The sequence below is a fragment of the Streptococcus caballi DSM 19004 genome (assembly GCF_000379985.1).
Classification (GTDB): domain Bacteria; phylum Bacillota; class Bacilli; order Lactobacillales; family Streptococcaceae; genus Streptococcus; species Streptococcus caballi.
Window position 1 is genome coordinate 1 of record NZ_KB904079.1, and the last position, 19,476, is coordinate 19,476.

18 protein-coding genes are annotated in these 19,476 nt (G+C 39.0%); 2 read left to right on the forward strand and 16 right to left on the reverse strand.

Annotation, left to right across the window (positions count from 1 at the left end; all coding sequences use genetic code 11):
* Positions 1 to 257: IS3 family transposase (locus A3GS_RS0105790; RefSeq protein ID WP_018364481.1), on the forward strand; the 257-nt coding region annotated here is incomplete at its 5' end.
* Positions 258 to 319: 62 nt separating this feature from the next.
* Here A3GS_RS0105790 and A3GS_RS0105795 read toward each other — a convergent pair.
* From A3GS_RS0105795 to A3GS_RS0105815, 5 genes are all read right to left on the reverse strand, one after another.
* Positions 320 to 559, reverse strand: coding sequence for a SemiSWEET transporter (locus tag A3GS_RS0105795; RefSeq protein WP_018364482.1), 240 nt, complete (start codon positions 557 to 559; stop codon positions 320 to 322).
* An 83-nt stretch (positions 560 to 642) separates the two neighbouring features.
* The gene (locus tag A3GS_RS0105800) at positions 643 to 2,076 is read right to left on the reverse strand and encodes a 6-phospho-beta-glucosidase (protein WP_018364483.1); all 1,434 of its coding nucleotides are present in this window, start codon (positions 2,074 to 2,076) and stop codon (positions 643 to 645) included.
* Positions 2,077 to 2,175: 99 nt separating this feature from the next.
* Positions 2,176 to 3,750 carry an ABC1 kinase family protein gene (locus A3GS_RS0105805; RefSeq protein WP_018364484.1) on the reverse strand — a complete coding sequence of 525 codons (1,575 nt, stop codon included), beginning with the start codon at positions 3,748 to 3,750 and terminating at the stop codon, positions 2,176 to 2,178.
* 14 nt (positions 3,751 to 3,764) lie between these two features.
* Entirely contained in the window at positions 3,765 to 4,052 is a 288-nt protein-coding gene (locus A3GS_RS0105810) for a phasin family protein (RefSeq protein ID WP_018364485.1), read from the reverse strand.
* Positions 4,053 to 4,228: 176 nt separating this feature from the next.
* Positions 4,229 to 5,665 carry a glycoside hydrolase family 1 protein gene (locus tag A3GS_RS0105815; protein WP_018364486.1) on the reverse strand — a complete coding sequence of 479 codons (1,437 nt, stop codon included), beginning with the start codon at positions 5,663 to 5,665 and terminating at the stop codon, positions 4,229 to 4,231.
* 185 nt (positions 5,666 to 5,850) lie between these two features.
* On the opposite strand from A3GS_RS0105815, the gene A3GS_RS0105820 reads away from it, so the two are divergent.
* Positions 5,851 to 6,786, forward strand: a complete 936-nt coding sequence (locus A3GS_RS0105820) for a helix-turn-helix domain-containing protein (protein ID WP_018364487.1) — start codon at positions 5,851 to 5,853, stop codon at positions 6,784 to 6,786.
* A gap of 83 nt (positions 6,787 to 6,869) precedes the next feature.
* Here the strand turns inward: A3GS_RS0105820 and A3GS_RS0105825 are convergent, their stop codons facing one another.
* From A3GS_RS0105825 to A3GS_RS0105875, 11 genes are all read right to left on the reverse strand, one after another.
* Complete coding sequence (locus A3GS_RS0105825) at positions 6,870 to 8,555, reverse strand: carboxylesterase family protein (protein WP_018364488.1); 1,686 nt, start codon at positions 8,553 to 8,555, stop codon at positions 6,870 to 6,872.
* 80 nt (positions 8,556 to 8,635) lie between these two features.
* A complete protein-coding gene (locus A3GS_RS0105830; protein WP_018364489.1) occupies positions 8,636 to 10,522 on the reverse strand; it encodes a beta-glucoside-specific PTS transporter subunit IIABC in 1,887 nt (628 codons plus the stop codon).
* Positions 10,523 to 10,934: 412 nt separating this feature from the next.
* Positions 10,935 to 11,315, reverse strand: a complete 381-nt coding sequence (locus tag A3GS_RS0105835) for a hypothetical protein (RefSeq protein ID WP_018364490.1) — start codon at positions 11,313 to 11,315, stop codon at positions 10,935 to 10,937.
* Between the two features lie 123 nt (positions 11,316 to 11,438).
* Entirely contained in the window at positions 11,439 to 11,594 is a 156-nt protein-coding gene (locus A3GS_RS12910; protein WP_169333414.1) for a hypothetical protein, read from the reverse strand.
* A gap of 279 nt (positions 11,595 to 11,873) precedes the next feature.
* On the reverse strand, positions 11,874 to 12,053 hold the full coding sequence (locus A3GS_RS11570) for a hypothetical protein (RefSeq protein ID WP_018364492.1): 180 nt from the start codon (positions 12,051 to 12,053) through the stop codon (positions 11,874 to 11,876).
* A 180-nt stretch (positions 12,054 to 12,233) separates the two neighbouring features.
* Positions 12,234 to 13,070, reverse strand: a complete 837-nt coding sequence (licT, locus tag A3GS_RS0105850) for a BglG family transcription antiterminator LicT (protein WP_018364493.1) — start codon at positions 13,068 to 13,070, stop codon at positions 12,234 to 12,236.
* A gap of 303 nt (positions 13,071 to 13,373) precedes the next feature.
* Entirely contained in the window at positions 13,374 to 14,906 is a 1,533-nt protein-coding gene (locus A3GS_RS0105855) for a ClC family H(+)/Cl(-) exchange transporter (protein ID WP_018364494.1), read from the reverse strand.
* 779 nt (positions 14,907 to 15,685) lie between these two features.
* The gene (locus tag A3GS_RS0105860) at positions 15,686 to 16,759 is read right to left on the reverse strand and encodes an ABC transporter substrate-binding protein (RefSeq protein WP_018364495.1); all 1,074 of its coding nucleotides are present in this window, start codon (positions 16,757 to 16,759) and stop codon (positions 15,686 to 15,688) included.
* Positions 16,752 to 17,540: an ABC transporter permease gene (locus tag A3GS_RS0105865; RefSeq protein WP_018364496.1), complete on the reverse strand. Its 789-nt coding sequence runs from the start codon at positions 17,538 to 17,540 to the stop codon at positions 16,752 to 16,754. Before A3GS_RS0105865 ends, A3GS_RS0105860 begins: the two co-directional genes overlap by 8 nt.
* A complete protein-coding gene (locus A3GS_RS0105870; protein WP_018364497.1) occupies positions 17,537 to 18,331 on the reverse strand; it encodes an ABC transporter permease in 795 nt (264 codons plus the stop codon). The genes A3GS_RS0105865 and A3GS_RS0105870 overlap by 4 nt, the downstream gene beginning before the upstream one ends.
* Positions 18,315 to 19,469, reverse strand: a complete 1,155-nt coding sequence (locus A3GS_RS0105875) for an ABC transporter ATP-binding protein (protein WP_018364498.1) — start codon at positions 19,467 to 19,469, stop codon at positions 18,315 to 18,317. Before A3GS_RS0105875 ends, A3GS_RS0105870 begins: the two co-directional genes overlap by 17 nt.
* Between the last annotated feature and the right edge of the window lie 7 nt (positions 19,470 to 19,476).

The window sequence follows — 19,476 nt, forward strand, 5'->3', positions numbered from 1 at the left end:
AAGATTATTACCGTTTAACGACCCAGTATCAGATGACCCGCTCTATGTCTCGTGTTGGTAAGTGTATTGACAACGCACCAATTGAGAGCTTCTTTGGGCACTTTAAGACGGAGTGCTATGATTTGAAGAAGTATAAGACTTTTGAGGAGCTGGTGTCAGATATTGATGCCTACATCTATTTTTATAATCATCAACGTTTTCAAGAACGCAACAACGGCCTTGCCCCTCTTGAAATGAGGAACAAGGCCGTCGCCTAATCTTTTATTATTTCATTGTCCACTTGACAGGGAGCTGTTCAATCTATAAAAAGTTTTTTTAATTATTTATAAATCATTTTGCACACAAGAATTGTACCTGCTAGTGATGCAGACACAGCATTGGCGATAATTAGTGCCTTATCACCAATTACAATACCGTGAGTTAGCCAAAGAATCATACCTGTGACAGACATAGCATACATCCCTAGAGAAATTGACTCCGTATCTTTTGTTTTTAAAACTTTGATAACTTGCGGGACAAATCCCAACGTCGTTAAACAAGCCGCTATAAAACCAACCATCTACTGACCTCTTTTCTTTGAACATTGACATATAGAAAACCACTACAAGCTAAGATATAAAACTTGTAATGGTTGTAAACTAATTAAAGGATTTCGCCATTAGAAGCAATGACTTTTTTATACCAGTTGAATGATTTTTTGGGTGAACGTTTATAAGATCCTTGACCATCGTCATCCTTATCAACGTAGATAAAACCGTAGCGTTTACGCATTTCACCAGTACCAGCAGAAACGAGGTCAATACAGCCCCAAGGTGTATAGCCAATGAGATCAACACCATCTTCATCAACCGCCTTAATCATTTCCTTAATATGAGCACCCAAATATTCAATCCGATAATCATCGTGAACCATGCCATCAGCTTCAACTTGATCAATGGCACCAAAACCATTTTCAACGATAAAGAGCGGCAAGTGGTACATATCGGTAAACCAGTTAAGAGCATAACGCAGACCTTGAGGATCTATTTGCCAATCCCAATCGGAAGCTTTGACATAAGGATTTTTCACTAGGTCTTCTGTTTCCAAATAATCAAAATGAGGATTATTGTCACGGTGTGAGTCAATAGCAAAGGACATGTAATAGCTAAAGCCGATATAATCAACTGTGCCAGCCAGCAAGTCTTTCTTATCTTCTTCAGTAAAATCAACCTTGATGCCTTTGCGTTCCCAATACTTGAAAATATGATTTGGGTAAAAACCATGCACATGCACATCTGCAAAATAATAACGTTTTTGCATAGCTTTTTGCGCCATCAGCACATCAGCTGGCTTACAGGTTGACGGATAAATTGGACACATGGCAATCATGCAGCCGATTTGGAGATCAGGATTAATCTCATGGCCAATTTTTACAGCACGCGCAGAAGCTACCAATTCATAGTGGGCTGCCTGATACATAATCGCTTCTCGGTTATCTCCTTCCTCATAAACAATTCCTGAATTGGTAAAAGGTGCAAAATCTTCCTGATAATTGGCCTGGTTATTGATTTCGTTGAAGGTCATCCAGTACTTGACCTTATCCTTATAACGACGAAAGCAAACTTCTGCAAAACGCACGAAGAAATCAATGACCTTGCGGTTGGTAAAGCCGCCGTATTCGGTCACCAGATGATAAGGCAATTCAAAATGCGATAAGGTCACAACAGGTTCGATACCATATTTTAAACATTCATCAAAGAGATTATCATAGAACTGAAGTCCTTCTTCATTGGGCTCTGCTTCATCTCCTTTAGGAAAGATACGGGTCCAGGCAATGGAAGTCCGAAAACATTTAAAACCCATTTCAGCAAAAAGGGCAATGTCTTCCTTGTAGTGATGATAAAAATCAATGGCTTCATGATTGGGATAATATTTTCCCGGCAGAACACCATCTGTGATTTCCCGGGGAACGCCGTGTCGGCCAGCAGTCATGACATCAGCAACAGAAATGCCCTTACCGCCTTCTTGCCAGCCACCTTCAAGTTGATGAGCTGCTACTGCACCACCCCACAAAAAATTATCTGGTAATTTTGACATATTAGTTTCCTCCTGATTTTGATATTTTCATTATAGCAAGCGATTACAAAGATGAAAATAGAAAAAATTTCCTTAGCTTTAAGGAAATTTTTTAAACTTCTATTTGTTACTGGTAAAAATAAGATAGATTAGGCTGAGAAAAACAAGTCCTGCTAATCCAAATAAGATATGGCTTAAATTAGTCATTACTGGGTTAAAGGACAAGACACTAGCTGCTAGAATTAAAGCCAGGAAAATCAAACTAAGGACAAAGCTGTTGGCAATGCGATTAACAGTTTTTACACGATTGTTGTAATCGTAGAAATCGTGGTTAACCAAGATACGGCCGTTAAGCACTTGTTCTAGAAGTTGATTTATCCGACGTGGAACATTTTTGCCATTTTTGAGCAGATAGAACAGCTCAATCAGTAGAGTTTCCTTGTTAAGAGCCTGTTTGAGCAAATCTGGTCCCATATTCTCAATGAAATAATTCTTAGCCAGAGTCATCAGGTCGACATCTGGTGCCAGCTCTCTGAATATCCCCTCAATTTGCAGCGCAGCTTTTTCCAAAATGGTAATCTGAGAAGAAGCTTTTAAGCGGTTATTGACAAAGACTTTAACCAAATCCTCTAAAAGATCGGTGATGGAGAGCACACCCAGATCAAGGCTGGAATATTTGGCTAGCATGCGCTCCACGTCCTGACTCAGCTCCACCTTGTTTAGGCTGTTATCAAAACTTGTGACAGATAGAACTGCCCGCGTCATACCATCCACATCCTGAGAGGTAAAACTATAAAGAATGTCATTGAGAGCAGCCTTCATGCCATCTTCTAGGCGTCCCATAATTCCAAAGTCAATGAAATAAATCTTCCCATCACGAATAAAAAGATTACCGGGGTGAGGATCCCCATGAAAATAACCATCCTTGAAAACCTGCTTGATAAAGGAAAGCATGAGTTTCTTCCCAATGTCTTCTAGGTCATAGCCTTCCTTGATTAAATTTTCATAATGATTAATGGGGATGCCATCCACGTATTCCTCAACAATCATGTGTTCGGTCGTGTATTCCTCATAAACCTTGGGAACTGCGATACACTTGACAGACTGATTATTAGCCGCAAAATCAATCATAGCCTGAGCTTCATTACGAAAATCAATCTCAACAATGAGACTTTCCTTAAGCTGATTGAGGACATCTGTTAAATCCACCATGGGCAAAAAGCTACGCGGCACCTTCTTTGACAGGCGAATGAGAAGATTGAGGTCTTCTTCAACAATTTCAGCCAGATGTGGCCGTTGAATCTTGATAACTACTTCTTGACCCGAAAACAATCTAGCCCGATGCGTTTGGGCAACTGATCCGCTGGCCAAGGGATCATCTGAGACCCACTGGAAAACCTGAACAATTGATTCTGTCAGTTCAGCCTCAATAGCTGACATGACCACCTCATGAGGCAAAGGTAAGACATCGTTTTGCAGTTTGCTCAATTCTTTAATGTAGATGTCAGGTAGTAAATCGCTTCTAGTTGATAGAATCTGACCAATCTTAACAAAACTTGGGCCCAATTTTTCAAAGGCCTGACGCAATTTTCTAGGAGCGGTCTTTGCATCAAGCGGCTTATTTTTTTCCTTAAGCGTTGTCAAGCCAACTGAACTAAAAACGCCAATAATTTCTCTTAAACGCTTATTCGCCATAAATTAATCCTTGCTTAATCTTCTTGGTGAGATTGTTTCAATAAAGCATCCAATTTGTCTTCCAAGCGTGATACGTCTTCTTTTGTAGCATATTGAACACCTTGGGTTTTGGCATTAACCTTATCCATAAAGTCTTTCGCCTCTGCTTCACTCTTACGCTTCAACTCAGATTGCAATTCCTTACCCTCATCCACAGTCAAACGACCTTTTTCCACCAAGTCCTTAACAAATTTTTCAGACTTTTCATAAGTCATTGAGGTGAGACCGATACCTGCCAACAAAATTTTTTTCAATTCATCCATGATGCTTTCCTCCTTTTATCATCATTAGAAAAGTAAATCGTTTTCTATAGTATATTTTACCACTTACAATAAAAATTGCATTAATTTTGCAAGCTTTTTCAAATTTTTCAATTGTAACAATTTTACTGATTACAAAAGACCTCAGAATAGAAATTATCTTCTAAGGTCTTGCTTAATTATTCGTAAAGGCTGTCGCCGTTGCTTGCGATCACTTCTCTATACCAGTCAAATGATTTTTTCTTGTAACGCGCTAAAGTTCCGCTTCCATCGTCATTGCGATCTACGTAGATAAAGCCGTAACGTTTGCTAAGTTCAGCTGTCGAGGCAGAGACGAGGTCAATTGGTCCCCAAGTCGTGTAACCCCAGAGTTCAACGCCATCTTTAAGGGCTTCGCCAACTTGCAGCAGGTGTTTTTGCAGATAATCAATACGGTAATCGTCTTCAACTGTTGGACCGTTAGGTCCTTCGACCAAGACATCCTTAGCGCCCAGCCCATTTTCCACGATAAATAGCGGCAATTGATAACGGTCATAGAAATCATTGAGCACTAATCGAAGACCGATAGGATCAATAGCCCAGCCCCATTCAGATTTTTCAAGGTATGGATTCTCAACACCACCCATGATATTACCTCGACCGCTGCTGTAGTCTTCAGGATTATGCGCTTGTGCTACGCTCATGTAATAAGAGAACGAAATGAAATCGACAGTATTTTTAAGAATTTCTTCATCATTTAGCGCAAATTGAATCTTAATATTGTTGTCTTTGAAATAGCGTTTGATGTAGTTTGGATATTTACCACGCACGTGAATATCAGAGAAAAGATAATTTTGATTTTCAAAGTCACGAACGGCCAGTTGATCCAAAGGGTTCGCAGTCATACCATAGGCAGGCATAGCCAAGACCATACAACCAATCTTGAAATCAGGATTGATTTCGTGCCCAACTTTTGTTGCCAAGGCTGACGCTACCAATTCATGATGGACAGCTTGATAGAGGTCCTGTTTTGATAGTTCTTCAACTGGCGTAGCAATACCGCCTGACATGAATGGCGCGTGAAGAACAGAGTTGACTTCGTTGAAGGTCAGCCAATACTTGACTTTGTCTTTGTAGCGTGTAAAGACTGTGCGGACGTAGTTTTCATAGAAGCCAATCAAATCACGGTTAGCCCAGCCATTGTATTTGCGAGCAAGATTAAGCGGTGTTTCGTAGTGAGATAGGGTTACTAAAGGCTCAATATCATACTTGGCTAGCTCATCAAACACCTTATCGTAGAAAGCAAGCCCTGCTTCGTTTGGCACAGCATCATCACCATTTGGAAAAATACGTGACCAAGCGATTGACATACGGAAAACCTTAAAGCCCATTTCTGCAAAGAGAGCGATGTCTTCTTTGTAGCGATGATAAAAATCAATTCCTTCTAATTTAAGGTTATCAGGCGTTGGCTCATCAGTGATAAGCGGGTTAGAATCACCAGCTTTAGCTGGTACGCCACCTTTTGGTGTGACATCCTGTACAGAAAGCCCCTTACCATCAAGGTTATAAGCTCCTTCAAATTGATTGGCAGCTGTTGCACCGCCCCATAGGAAATTGTTTGGAAATACACTTGTCATACTATTACTCCTTTATTCTGATAATTATATTGTAAACCTATTTATCCATGATTACTTACACTATCCTGTTGAATCTTGATACTATCCTATGTTTACTGCTCACTTTTTAGCCAAAATAATTATCTTTAGAAATTTAGCTGTAAATTTGATATAATGATACTATCCTATGAAAGGAATAGAAGAACATGAAAATCATCAAAAATAATCCTATCAAGAAACCACTTGATAGCGAAGAAAATAATCACTTGCTTCCCTATCGTTTTTATAATACTATTGTTGAAAATGGGCGTCCTGATGTCCTTTTTCACTGGCATCCGGAGCTTGAAATCAATTATGTTTATGAAGGTTCAGCTCGCTATCACATAGACTATGATTTTTTTAATAGCCAAGCTGGTGATATTATCCTTATTCGCCCTAATGGCATGCATTCTATTCATCCTTTGAAAAACCATAATCATAAAACAGATACTTTTAGTTTTCATTTAGATATGATTGGTTATTCCATCATTGACCAAGTTAGTCTACGTTACTTGCAGCCTCTACAGACCAGTTCTTTCAAATTTGTTCCTCGTATCACACCTGATATGGAAGGCTATGATGAGATAAAGGATTGTCTTTTTAGCATTTTTCAATTATCACGAGACGAAGGACGGCATTTTGAAATACTGCTCAAAGCTCGCCTTAACGAATTTATTTACCTACTCTACTACCATCACTATGTTTTGAAGAAAACTACAGATGACACCTATCGTAAAAATGAACGTATCCGTGAACTAATTGACTTTATCAATAATAACTATCAGAAGAATCTCTCCATTGAATTTCTAGCAGATTTTATAGGTTACAGCAAAACTCATTTTATGACGGTTTTCAAACAGCACACAGGAACGTCCTGCACAGAATTTATTATTCAAGTTCGACTGAGTAAAGCCTGTGATTTGCTCATCAATACAAGCAGTCCTATTTTGGAAATTGCCAATAACATTGGTTTCAATAATCTATCCAACTTTAATAGACAATTCAAGCGTTACTATCAAGTGACGCCAAGCCAATATCGCAAGCAATTTAGCAATCACAAAAAAAGTCAAACACTCATTAATCCTCAAACAATATTGCATTAATCTAAGTATCAAGAAAGACATGAAACAATCTTTGAATTGCACCCTAAAAGTTAGACAATAAATCTAACAATTGGGGTGCAATTTTATTGTCTACTTAATGAATCTAATGGTCCGCTAAACCAACGCCCATTCAAAACCGTCGTATTCAGGTTTTCTTTGACAGCATCAGTCAGACTTGTATCGGCCTGCATTTTATCAATAATATCTTGTGCAGTTTCTGTATCTACTGTTGATTTTATCTGATACTTTTTCTTGTCAACAGAAATTGATAAGACATTATTCTTAGTGCTCCATTGACTCCACTTACTCAAATTATTTCCATTTGGATTGCTACTTGCTAAGAAATTTTTTAAATAAGTTTTGAATGCTTGTGACATAGACTTGGCACCAGCTTGCTCAAATTCTTGGCCAATAAAGGTTTTATAATTAGATGGATCTTGCAACATTGGCTCGAAAATGCCATGAAAAGCGCCTAAGGTCTGTGCTAAATTTGGTGTCACATCCTTATCATCGCCATAGGAAATTTCCCCAATATAGATTGGTGATTTGTAGTTTTTAGTCATGATGCGAGCACTTTCAACGCCATTAGACAGACGGTAAAATTGACTGCCATAATTTCTAGCATATAAATATTCTGCATACTTTTGACTGTCTTTAAATAGATCACCACTTGTAAAATCTTTGGAGAAACGATTATCATAAGCAGCAAAAAGTGAGAATTCATTAGTACCAGTAATTAACATTGCAGGAACATCGTTGTAGTTTTTTGTGTTAAAGCCTTCTGAAGGAATGACTTTGCCATCTTTGTAAAGATGGGGAAAAATACTCATACGAATAGCCGCATTTCCCATCAAAGGTGCCAAACGGTCGGCCGACAGGTTATTTAAATAAGATTTTACATCTGATCCTGTTGATAAAAGCCATATTTTCGCTTCTTCTTCATTTGTTTTAATACCATCTTCGACCACTAACGGGGCAAGAGCTTTGGCAAAGATCCCTTGACCTTCTTTTTCATCAGACAAAGTCATACCACCACTGAAAGAAATAATCTTATCATATTTTCCCTTAAACAATGGCGAAATGAGCGTCGCCATAACATCACGTCCTCCTGCAGAAAATCCCGCCAAAGTGACATTGTTTTTATTGCCCCCAAAAGTCTCAATGTTATTCTTCACCCAGTCAAGAGCAAAGGCAATATCGAGAAGACTAAAATTACCTGAATTTTCCGCATCATTGCCATCTTTTAAAGCAGCTAAGGGATTAAAACCCAACACTCCCAGACGATAATTGACAGAAACATAAACTGCATTAAGATCCTTGACAAATGAGTTTCCTTTAATTTCTTGTGCTGTACCTGTTTGGTTATTTCCACCATGGATGTAGACTAGAACAGGTAAATTTTTCTTTTTGGTATCAGGCCTAACAACGTCAAGATTAAGAGAAGCTTCTGAACCTGTTACTTGCCCATTTGAATATTGTATGGCTGCATTTCCATACTTGCTGGCATCAAAAGTCTTAGTCCATTTTTTCGGAGTCTTAGGTGCTTTCCAGCGTAGGTTGCCGACTGGAGCCTGTGCATAGGGAATCCCCAGCCATTCAATAACTTTGTTCTTCTTATCTTTCTTTCCCTTAATTTTACCTGATACAATCTCTTTTCTTATCGTATTATTATAATTTTCCGATTGCTTATCAGAAGATGAATTTGTCTGACATGCTGTTAAGCTAAACATCGAAATAAAAGTGACAAGCACCAATAAATTCTTTTTCATAATTCAACCTCAAAAAATGTAATTGTTTCCTTTTTCCATTAAAGAAAATACCTAAATCATTTATTAGGTATTTCCATTTTTTATTTAACAGTTGTTAAAAGATAGTCACCTGCATTAACGCGAGCCTCTTGTGTTGTCAAAACATCATCATATTCAGCTGAGTTTGTCACAATGACTGGTGAGATAACTGGCAAGTTAGCATCACGGACAGTTGCAAGATCAAATTCAAGTAATTTTTGGCCTGCTTGTACTTTATCACCAGCAGATACAAAAGACTTGAAGCCTTTACCAGCAAGGGAAACAGTATCCATACCGATATGGATGAGAACCTCAGCACCGTTATCAGTGCGCATACCAACAGCATGGCCAGTTGGGAAGACAAGAGTAATTTCACCATTTGCAGGAGCAACTACAGTACCATCAGTTGGGTTAATGGCAATTCCTTTACCCATAGCACCTGAGGCGAAGACTTGGTCAGGAACATTTTCAAGCTTGACAACTTCACCAATCATTGGGCTAGCAATGATTTCTTGTTTTAGTTCTTTTAATTCAGCAACTGGAGCTTCTTTTTTTTCATCAGCTGAGACAGTTTTAGGACCACCGTAAAGATAAGGAATTTTTGTAAATTGAGTCAGAACAAAACCTAAAACAAATGATGCAGCAATAGCAATCAAATAGTAGATAAGGTTCATTGAGTTTTTAGCATTGATGAATGATGGAATTGAGAAAAGACCCATACCACCCATAACATACATTTTGACATCCATCAGACCAAGGAATGCACCTTGAATAGCACCAGCAACACAAGTCATGATGAATGGCGTACGCATTGGAAGCGTAATACCATAAATAGCAGGTTCAGTAACACCGAAGAAGGCTGAGATAAGTGCTGGAATAGCTAATTCACGAACTTTTTCTTCTTTAGTACGTAACATAATGTTAAGCAATGCACCTGCTTGTGAGAAACAAATCGCAATTGATGCGACAAGGAGTGTACCTGAAGGATTTTGTTGTAATTCAAGAATAGCAAGTGGAACAAGTCCCCAGTGAAGACCGAACATAACCAATACTTGCCAAGCAGCACCAAGGATAAGTCCGTATAGGATTGGGCTGATACCATAAATGCCTGTAAAGAGCGCACCAACTAAATCACTTGCATAGTTCATGACAGGACCAATAGCTAAGTAAGCAAGTGGAACTGTAAGCAAGAGAACACAGAAAGGAACGACAAAGACCTTAACCACATCCGGAATAACCTTCTTAAAGAAATGTTCAATCTTTGAACCAACCCAGACCGTCAAGATGATTGGGAGTACAGTTGAAAGGTAGCTTGAAGTTGGGAAGATAACTGGAAGACCTAAGAATTTCACGCCACCCTTAGCAAAGCTAGCCGCAATGTCAGGATATACCAAAGCAAATCCAAGCGCAAGTGCTGTAAATTGATCCATCTTGAAACGTTTAGCTGATGTAATAGCCAAGACTAGCGGTAAAAATTGGAATAGTCCGTCACCAGCAGCATTCAAAATGATGTAGAGGCCATCAGTCTCGGCAACACCAACGGCTGCTAAAATGGCAACCACACCTTTAATCATACCCGCTGCAGAAAGTACGCCCAGCATGGGTTGGAAAAGACCAGATACCAAGGCGATGAAGCGGTCAAAAAGATTTCCTTTTGGAACGTCTCCCTCATCAACGTCAATACCACCTTCACCAGGAATCCCCGCGACTTTAAGAACGGTGTCGTAAACATCGGGCACATGATTTCCAATAACAACTTGGTATTGACCACCAGCTTTGACGACGGTCACAATGCCATCTCGTTGTTTGAGATAGTCATCATCTGCTTTGCTTTCATCTTTCAATGTGAAGCGGAGACGTGTCACACAGTGCACTAATTTGACAATGTTATCTTTACCACCAACATGGGCAACAATGTCTTGTGCTAATTCAGTATAATCTTTAGCCATAATCGGCTCCTTTCTTTTTTCTGGTTTTTGAAAAACAAAAAACCTAAACAAATACCAAGCCATACACTACGCCCAAAAGGTAACGCTTGTACGCTCTCGTATTTATTTAGGTTTTGCCTGCTAACCAGTAACAATCCTTACGCCCATATAATAGCAAAAAAAAGATAGTTTTGCAAGCCTTTTCATTTTTCGTGTGTGTATTTTTTATTGAGAAGTTGCTAAAATCCAATAAATAGAACCAGAGAATAACTTTTCTCATTGTTTTTCAACAAAAAGACTGAAAGTCACATAAAACAAAAAGGACAATAAGGTGTACCTAATTATCCTGATTTTTTAATGTATATCCTATGTAATATGAAAAGCCAAACTCCCTTTGAGTATGGCTTCCTCTCATTATTTAATTAGATTAATTTTAATAAATATTACGTACATATGAAGTTGAGCCAATTTGTCTGCCATTAGCATAAGTAGTCACAACTTCTTTTATCTTAGTCGGTTGAGCTGGATCATAATATTGACTCAATTTTACTGTGACATTTTTATTCACAGCAGCAGCTAATCCCACTGTGCCCGCTGCACCATTTACAAATGGTTTTGCTAGACCAGATACAACAGCAATAAGTTTTAGCATAGCTGCTTGTACTGATTGGACATAACCTAAATTATAGATCACTGTAGTGACATGATTCCAAACACCTCTTTTAAAACCAGATGTAGTAGCTTGAACAGAATAGTTTGAATTATAACTTGGAATTAAAATATTATCAGCATAATCAATTATTGACTTGAACATAAGAAACAGAACCAGTAATATCAGTCAACATTAGCCCAAACTGGCTTAGAATATACAAAACTAAATAACAATCCTAAAATTAGAGTACATATTAATAAAATATTTTTTACATTTTTTATAAGTCTACCTCTTAATTTTTACCATGTGTGATAGAAAAACAACAACTCCACATATTCCAGCTATTACCAAAAAGATATTATTATTTTTAAAACCACTAAAAAGTAAAAATAAATCAATTAGCAAAAAGAAAATATAACTAGTAAAAATAATTTTCTTCATTTTGATTTCTCCCAATATCATCTCTATTTTTTTAATACATAATATCAGCTATCCCTCATAACTTCACACATTATTTTTTAAAAAAACTAATACGGTCTCAAAATACTTTTATAACTAGTCATCACTAATATAGTCTCTTATTTTCTTTTTTCCTCCTAACATGATGCCAGTCACTATAGCCTAACTTTATCATAGCGCATTCATTTTTGCAAGCGTTAATCTTTTCTTATCTGAATGTTTCATACATTGTCCTTTCTTTTGTATCTTCGTATTTTAAAACTAAACTTTACTAAGTATTATTTCAAAATCATTGAGATTTTGAGAAAAAAGTTTAGCAATAAAAGCTGCATTATATTCTCTAAAGCAAACCTCTTTATGCCAAAACTCTGTTTCAAAGCCATCAAAATATTCTTTTATCTCCCCATCTTTTGAGCTTAGAAAAGAGAATGCTGTTAACATTCTCTTGATTCATTTATTAATTTTTTATCTTTCTCAAACCTTTATACACTTACCATTTTTTTATTTTTCTTCTAAAAAAGGATAGCATCATCTAAGCATATCTTTCATCTAGGAATAGTGATTTAGTCTCAGACCTAGTTACAGTTAATGTCATTTTATACAGCAAAAATAAGTCAGCAATCACTGACTTGTTTCTAATCTTTGAATATGGATAGTAATGTACACCTGCTCGTCACGGCTCATAGGAAAATCATAGGTTGTATCAATATAGTTTTTAATCTTCTCAGAACAAGCAAAGGCTTCAGGATAGTTGAGTTTGACCTGCTCATACAAAAAACTGTCGTTTTTCCCCTGAACCACTCCGTTGGCCACGCGCTGTGCAAAATATTGGATATGAGTGACAAAGCGATTATAGGAAACCGAGTCTTCATCCACAATTTTACCGTAGAAGAGACGGACAATCCCCAGCATATCAGTCACCATTTTAGAAATTTGATAACCTTTTTCTATCACGCCTGAGTCTTTTTGAGCATTGATAAAATGCAGAGCAATTGAGGAAATCTCATCTTCCGCCAGCAGGACTCCGGTCTTTTCAAAAATAATTTTGAGCGCATCTCGCCCTAGTTGATATTCTTTTGGGTAGAACTTGCGGATTTCCCAACTCAAGGGATTTTGCAAACTAATGTGTTCTCTTGTACGCTGCAAAGTATAGTGCAGATGGTCAGCCAAGGCAACATGGAGTGACACATCGAAAGTCGTTTCCAAGCATTTCTGACCATACTCAATAATTTGCAGGACAGCATCTACTTCTTCGGGTGCCAAGTCCAAATATACTCGTGATAATTCACTAACCCTATCACTGTTTTGCAACACAAAAGTCTTTTCAATGCGAGAATCGTCCACCTCATCTCCGACTTTCTTCTGAAAACCAATTCCTTTGCCCATAACAATAATCTCTTCATCGTGTTTTCCCTTGGTATGAACAACATTGTTGTTATAGACCTTCTCAATCCTCATCTCTTCATGCCTTTCCTAATGACTAACAGAAAACAACCTAAATACATCCCATAACCATAAAAATGGTAACATTCCAAGAAAATCCTATTAAGTATCTGCTTAGTGACCAAAACTGCCTCTAATTACTGCTTGATTTAAAAAGCTCAACAGCTGTTGACAAGGCCGAATCCTTTTGATTTTCAAAGAATATCAAGATGTATCTAGGTTTTGCCTGCATTATCAGTAACAATCCATCGTTAGTTTATTATATCAAATGATTCAAAAAAATGAAAGGGGATACAGATATCCTCTTCCACTTCAGTTTTACATCAAGAGTTCCTTTACCTTAGTAATTTCTGGTTCGTTGACAACAACGAAGATGGTATCACCAGCATTTAAAATGGTATTGCCCGAAACGACCTCAGATTCTTTGTGATGAATTTGCGTAGTGATAAGGACATTCTTTGGTAGAGTTAGGTCTCTCACTTTCTTGCCAGCAATCTTATCAGAGACAGTTACTTCTATCAGCGTTGGTTCAGCAACATGACTAGGTTTGACAAAACTCAACTTGGCCAGCATGGCTTCGTAAATCGGTTCTCCTTTGAGGAGATCCATGACAATGTAAGCTACCAAGGTAACGACACCGATGGCCATTAATTGTTTCAAATCGCCTACCATCTCTGTTACCAGAATCATGGCTGTCAGCGGAGCTTTTGAAATAGCCCCAAAATAGCCTGCCATGCCCAGAACGATAAAGAGGGAGAGACTGCTGGTTGAAACCAGGTCAAGATTTCGTAAAGAAAGACCGAATATCATTCCCAAAAGTGCACCTAATGTCAAAATAGGAAGGAAGATGCCGCCGGGAAGACCGCTACTGTAGGAAAGCATGCTCCAGACAAAGCGAATAAGGAAATAAAGACAGGCTGTTGCCAAAAGCATATTTCCTTGAGGCAGGGAAATAATTAACTCATTGCCACCACCTAGCAGATTAGGGTAAAAATAACCAATCGGCACGATGAAGAAAACAGCTAGCACACCATAAGTATAGCTTGGAAGGTGCAAAATTTTTCCCAAAAAGTCATAAAACCGATGAAAATTCAGAATAACCTTCTCATAGCCGTAGCCCATAAGTCCAAGAAATAGCCCCATCACAATAAAAATCCAATATTGTTTGAGGGAAAGGAATGGCAGGTTGCGATTCATGGAAAGGACTGGTGTCAGTCCAAAAATATTGAGGGAAATAAAATTCGCCACCAGACTAGCCACCAAGGCCGTTACCCAAACCATTCGGGAAAAGTGATGGTAAACCTCCTCTACTACAAAAAGCAGGCCTGCTATAGGTGCATTGAAGGCTGCTGATAGCCCTGCCGCTGCTCCACTAGCAATAAAAGCACGACTCTCCATCCGACTGGATTTCAGTAATTTAGCGATTCCTTTGGCAGACATGGCACCCAACTGAATACTTGGTCCTTCACGCCCTAGCATAAAGCCCATTGAAATAGCTAAGATGCCTGCCACAAATTTTTTCCAAAGGACACTCCACCACTCGGGGTGAAGGAGGCCTTTTAATTCCCCTTCAACATGAGGAATACCCGACCCTTTGATGTCTGGATCTGACTTAACCAAGAGGCTAATCAGACCCGCCACAAGCAGACTAACAAGCGTTATGGGAATCAATAGTTTTGGATTCGTCTGAGCAGCATGGTAAAAAGATAACACTCGACCAAATAACTTCTCAATAGACCAACGAAAAAGGCTGACCACCGTACCAGATACGATTCCTATGATAGCGCCCCGCCAGACAAACCCCATGATAGAAGACGCTGTAAAACGAAATTCCCTAGGATGATTTTCCACACGATCACTCCAATCCTAAATATTTTCTCCCTTTATTGTAACAAATATCCGTTCAACTTTCGAGACTCTCGACAAAAGAAAAAAGACAATAAACCATCTTTTAAGTTGTGGGTAAGAAAGTAAGATTCTTACTCACGTAATATCAAAAGTATATTCTTGATATTTTCTAGTGTAGCGCAAGACAGCAGCAACCTCCTTTAGACTGATGAGAAAAGCTCACTCTTTCCTATTTTCTACCCTTGATAGTCGCTTTCCTAACTTGTCAATGCCTCCCTAGTTTTTAAGACTTATGTCTCAAGAATTCCACTAGGACAAAAATATCAGGACTAGCTCGCTTCGTTTGCTTTAGACAAATTATCATTAAAAATTTAGGTTTAAAAAAGTTTTGATTTTTAAAGAGTATTACTCTAGCAGAAACTCAATCACCAGTCTCCCTAAAACTTTTGACAAGTCAAAAACTGAGTTTCCAGTTTCCCTAATATTGGCAGAGAAAAACGCAGTTTTCATCTTCCCGAAAACTGGCAACATACTAAAAGTTACGTTTTCAAGATTGGCACGTGAAAATCAAGAGCGACCTTGTCTAGGTCAGCATCGGATAAGAGCGTGGAGTGACAAGGATTAGCGATTCACTTCTGAACAGAGTGAATTGTCTACAATAATATCTACTTCTTTCAAAGAGTACCGTTCAGATATTGACCACCCCTAGAACTAAAAAAGACAAATCACTCTCAAAGATGATTTGTCTGTTATTCAAGAGATGGGATACCATCTTTCAGCAATTATTTGCGATACATTTTGAATTGTAGGTATAGATCATTGTAGATACCCAGCCATTTTTGGCCTAAATTATTATAGACTTCAAGATTTTTGATGGTCTTCTGATCTGGGTAAAATGCCTTGTCATCTCTGATGGACTTGGGCAAGAGCGCCTTAGCCTTGGTATTTGGCGTCGCATAGCCGATGTACTCTGCATTCTGCGCGGCATTCTTAGGATTAAGCATGAAGTTGATAAAAGCGTAAGCTTCTTTTTGATGTTTGACCGTCTTTGGAATAACCAGATTGTCAAACCAGAGGTTGGAGCCTTCGCTCGGCACCACGTAATGCAGGTGCTTATTACCATCAAGCATTTCACTCGCCTCACCGGAAAAAGTCACACCAATGGCCGAATCACCTTGGACCATGTACCCTTTCATCTCATCACCAACAATGGCTTTAATGTTAGGAGTCAGCTGATTAAGCTTTGTCTCAGCCTGCTGCAATTCAGACATTTTTTTGGTGTTCAGGCCATAGCCCAGGCTGTTGAGGCCAAGACCAATGACTTCACGAGCACCATCTACCAGCATGATGTTGTTGTCATATTCTGGTTTCCACAAATCATTCCAGTGCTGAGGCGCGTGTTTCACCAACTTATCATTGTAAACAATGCCAACCGTTCCCCAAAAATAAGGGATAGAGTAGTCATTTTGTTTGTCAAAAGACTTGTTGAGGAATTCCTTACCGATAGCATCTAGACCTTTAATCTTAGATTTATCAAGCTTGACCAAAAGATTTTCCTTTATCATCTTGTCAATCATATAGTCACTAGGCACAGCAATATCGTAAGTTGTCCCGCCTTGCTGAATCTTGGTGTACATAGCTTCGTTTGAATCAAACGTCTCGTACTGAACTTCAATTCCAGTTTCCTTGGTGAACTTGGTGAGAAGCTCAGGATCAATATAATCCCCCCAATTGTAAATGACCAGTCTATCCGATTGACTCGTCGAACTTGAGCGTTTCTGCATATAAACCGATAAACCCAATAAAACAAGGATAACCGCAAAAATGCCCAAAATAAATGAATACAGTTTACGCATCTTTAGCCTCCTTGTCCTGCGAAATAAAATAGTAACCTACCACTAGTAAGATACTAAAGAGAAAGACAACAGTGGATAGGGCATTGATTTCCAGAGAAATCCCTTTACGCGCACGTGAGTAGATTTCAACAGACAGGGTTGAGAAACCATTTCCCGTCACAAAGAAGGTCACTGCGAAATCATCTAGGGAGTAGGTGAAGGCCATGAAAAAACCTGAAATAATACCAGAGGTCAGATAAGGTAGCATGACTTCCTTGAGCATTTGCCAAGGTGTCGCCCCCAAATCATAGGCAGCATTAATCATGTCATCATTCATTTCTTTGAGCTTTGGCAAAACCATGAGCACAACGATAGGAATGGAGAAAGCTACATGACTGAACAAGACTGTCAGAAAACCAAGTTTAAAATGAAAGAGATTAGCCAAGGTTGTGAACAAAATCAGAAAACTAGCTCCAATCATCACATCAGGCGCTACCATCAGAATATTGTTCAGCGATAAGATGGCATTCTGATTTTTCTTGCGAGCTTGGTAAACGAAAATAGCCCCGAAGGTACCAATGGCCGTTGCAATTAGCGAGCTGAGAAAGGCCAGAAAAAAAGTCTGAACTAAAATCAACATGAGACGACTATCCGCAATCATCTCTCCATAATGTTCCCAAGTAAAGCCTGTGAAGCTATTCATATCGCCAGCCTTATTGAAAGAATAGACAATTAAGTAAAAGATGGGAATGTAGAGCAGTAAAAATACAAAGGTCAAATAAAGATTAGCACATTTTTTCATCGGCGGGCCTCCTTGGTTAACCACATGGTTGCCAGCATGGCTAGGATAAGAATAACACCAATAGTTGAACCCATACCCCAATTTTGCGTAGTTAGGAAATGTTGTTCAATGGCTGTTCCCAGCGTAATGACACGATTTCCACCGATAAGACGCGTTAGCATGAAAAGACTCAGACTAGGAATGAAAACAGATTGCACACCACTTCTGACACCGTTTAAAGACAAGGGAAAAATCACCTTAGTGAAGGTTTGCCATTCACTAGCACCCAAGTCACGACTGGCATTGATGACATTCTGATCAATATCGTCAAGCGCATTAAAAATGGGAAGCAGCATGAAAGGAATTTCGATATAGGATGCTACAAAAATAAAGGAGAAATCCGTAAAGAGGATCTGCTTAGGGCCAATCCCTACAAAAGAAAGGAAGGCATTGACACCACCCTGCTGCCCAAAGATTCCCATAAAAGCGTAAGCCTTTAACAAAAGATTAATCCAAGTCGGCAAAATGACTAGCATAAGAAGCAACTGCCTGTGCTTGAGGCGAGTCAAGGCAAAAGCAGCTGGGTAAGCAATCAGAATCGTCACCAGCGTGATAACACCGGCATAAATAATGGAGTTAAAACTCATGCGAATGTAAGTCCAAGAGCTGAAGAAGGTCTGGTAGTTGTCCAAGGTCAGATGCCCTTGGATATCAAAAAGTGACTGCCAAACAATCAAAACTACTGGCGCTAAAACAAAGAGAAAGAGCCAAAGGATGTAGGGAATGGAGAAAAGATTAGAGATTTTCTTCATTTCTTTCCTCCTCGATGGCATTAATAAGGCCATCTTCGTGCTCCTCTACTTCTACATATTCTTCAATACGGGCGTCAAATTCTTCTTCGGTCTCGTTGAGACGCATGATATGAATATCTTCGGGTGTAAAATCAAGCCCAACGACTTCGCCCTCAATAGCCTTGCGGGTTGAATGAATCATCCACTCATTCCCCAGTTCATCGTAGGCAATGATTTCGTAATGGACACCGCGGAAAAGCTGCGTATCCACCTTAACTTGTAACTTCCCTTCTTCTGGTAACGTAATCTGCAAGTCTTCTGGACGAATAACCACCTCAACAGCCTCGTTGGGACGCATTCCCCCATCAACCGCTTCGAATCGCTTACCATTAAATTCAACCAAATAATCCTCAATCATATTTCCTGGTAGGATATTAGACTCACCGATGAAGTTTGCCACAAAATGATTGATAGGCTCATCGTAGATATCAACGGGTGTTCCTGATTGGACAATCTCACCTTCATTCATGACAAAAATCCAGTCTGACATGGCGAGTGCTTCTTCTTGGTCATGGGTGACGAAGACAAAAGTTATTCCTAAACGCTGCTGCAATTCACGTAATTCATATTGCATCTCAGTTCGTAGCTTAAGGTCTAAGGCTGATAGGGGCTCATCAAGCAGAACCACACGTGGTTCATTGATGATCGCGCGAGCGATGGCTACACGCTGACGCTGACCACCAGATAATTTTTGAATAGGACGATTGTCAAATCCTTCCAAGCGGACCATTTTAAGCGCACGCTGAACACGCGCCTTGATTTCAACCTTGTTGACCTTTTTTAACTTTAAGGGAAAGGCAACATTTTCAAAAACAGTCATGTGAGGAAAGAGGGCATAGTTTTGAAAAACTGTATGAACATCTCTTTTGTTAGTAGGAATATCATTTATACGTTTGCCATCCAGATAAACATCTCCGCTGCTGGCATCTAGGAGCCCTGCGATAATGTTTAAGATGGTCGATTTTCCAGACCCAGATGCGCCGAGAAGGGTATAAAATTTCCCTTCTTCAAGGTCAAAACTAACATCCTTTAAAACAACTGTGTTGCTGTCCTCAAAAACCTTTGAAACATGTTGGAATGAAATGATTGGATTAGTCAATTCTCAT

Bases quoted from the DNA above. Each gene is read 5' to 3' on its own strand.
- A3GS_RS0105865 (WP_018364496.1), bottom strand. From the start codon at position 17,540: ATGAAAAAATGTGCTAATCTTTATTTGACCTTTGTATTTTTACTGCTC.
- A3GS_RS0105795 (WP_018364482.1), bottom strand. From the start codon at position 559: ATGGTTGGTTTTATAGCGGCTTGTTTAACGACGTTGGGATTTGTCCCG.
- A3GS_RS0105835 (WP_018364490.1), bottom strand. From the start codon at position 11,315: ATGTTCAAGTCAATAATTGATTATGCTGATAATATTTTAATTCCAAGT.
- licT (WP_018364493.1), bottom strand. From the start codon at position 13,070: ATGAGGATTGAGAAGGTCTATAACAACAATGTTGTTCATACCAAGGGA.
- A3GS_RS11570 (WP_018364492.1), bottom strand. From the start codon at position 12,053: ATGTTAACAGCATTCTCTTTTCTAAGCTCAAAAGATGGGGAGATAAAA.
- A3GS_RS0105820 (WP_018364487.1), top strand. From the start codon at position 5,851: ATGAAAATCATCAAAAATAATCCTATCAAGAAACCACTTGATAGCGAA.
- A3GS_RS0105870 (WP_018364497.1), bottom strand. From the start codon at position 18,331: ATGAAGAAAATCTCTAATCTTTTCTCCATTCCCTACATCCTTTGGCTC.
- A3GS_RS0105860 (WP_018364495.1), bottom strand. From the start codon at position 16,759: ATGCGTAAACTGTATTCATTTATTTTGGGCATTTTTGCGGTTATCCTT.
- A3GS_RS0105800 (WP_018364483.1), bottom strand. From the start codon at position 2,076: ATGTCAAAATTACCAGATAATTTTTTGTGGGGTGGTGCAGTAGCAGCT.
- A3GS_RS0105815 (WP_018364486.1), bottom strand. From the start codon at position 5,665: ATGACAAGTGTATTTCCAAACAATTTCCTATGGGGCGGTGCAACAGCT.
- A3GS_RS0105825 (WP_018364488.1), bottom strand. From the start codon at position 8,555: ATGAAAAAGAATTTATTGGTGCTTGTCACTTTTATTTCGATGTTTAGC.
- A3GS_RS0105830 (WP_018364489.1), bottom strand. From the start codon at position 10,522: ATGGCTAAAGATTATACTGAATTAGCACAAGACATTGTTGCCCATGTT.
- A3GS_RS0105810 (WP_018364485.1), bottom strand. From the start codon at position 4,052: ATGGATGAATTGAAAAAAATTTTGTTGGCAGGTATCGGTCTCACCTCA.
- A3GS_RS12910 (WP_169333414.1), bottom strand. From the start codon at position 11,594: ATGAAGAAAATTATTTTTACTAGTTATATTTTCTTTTTGCTAATTGAT.
- A3GS_RS0105805 (WP_018364484.1), bottom strand. From the start codon at position 3,750: ATGGCGAATAAGCGTTTAAGAGAAATTATTGGCGTTTTTAGTTCAGTT.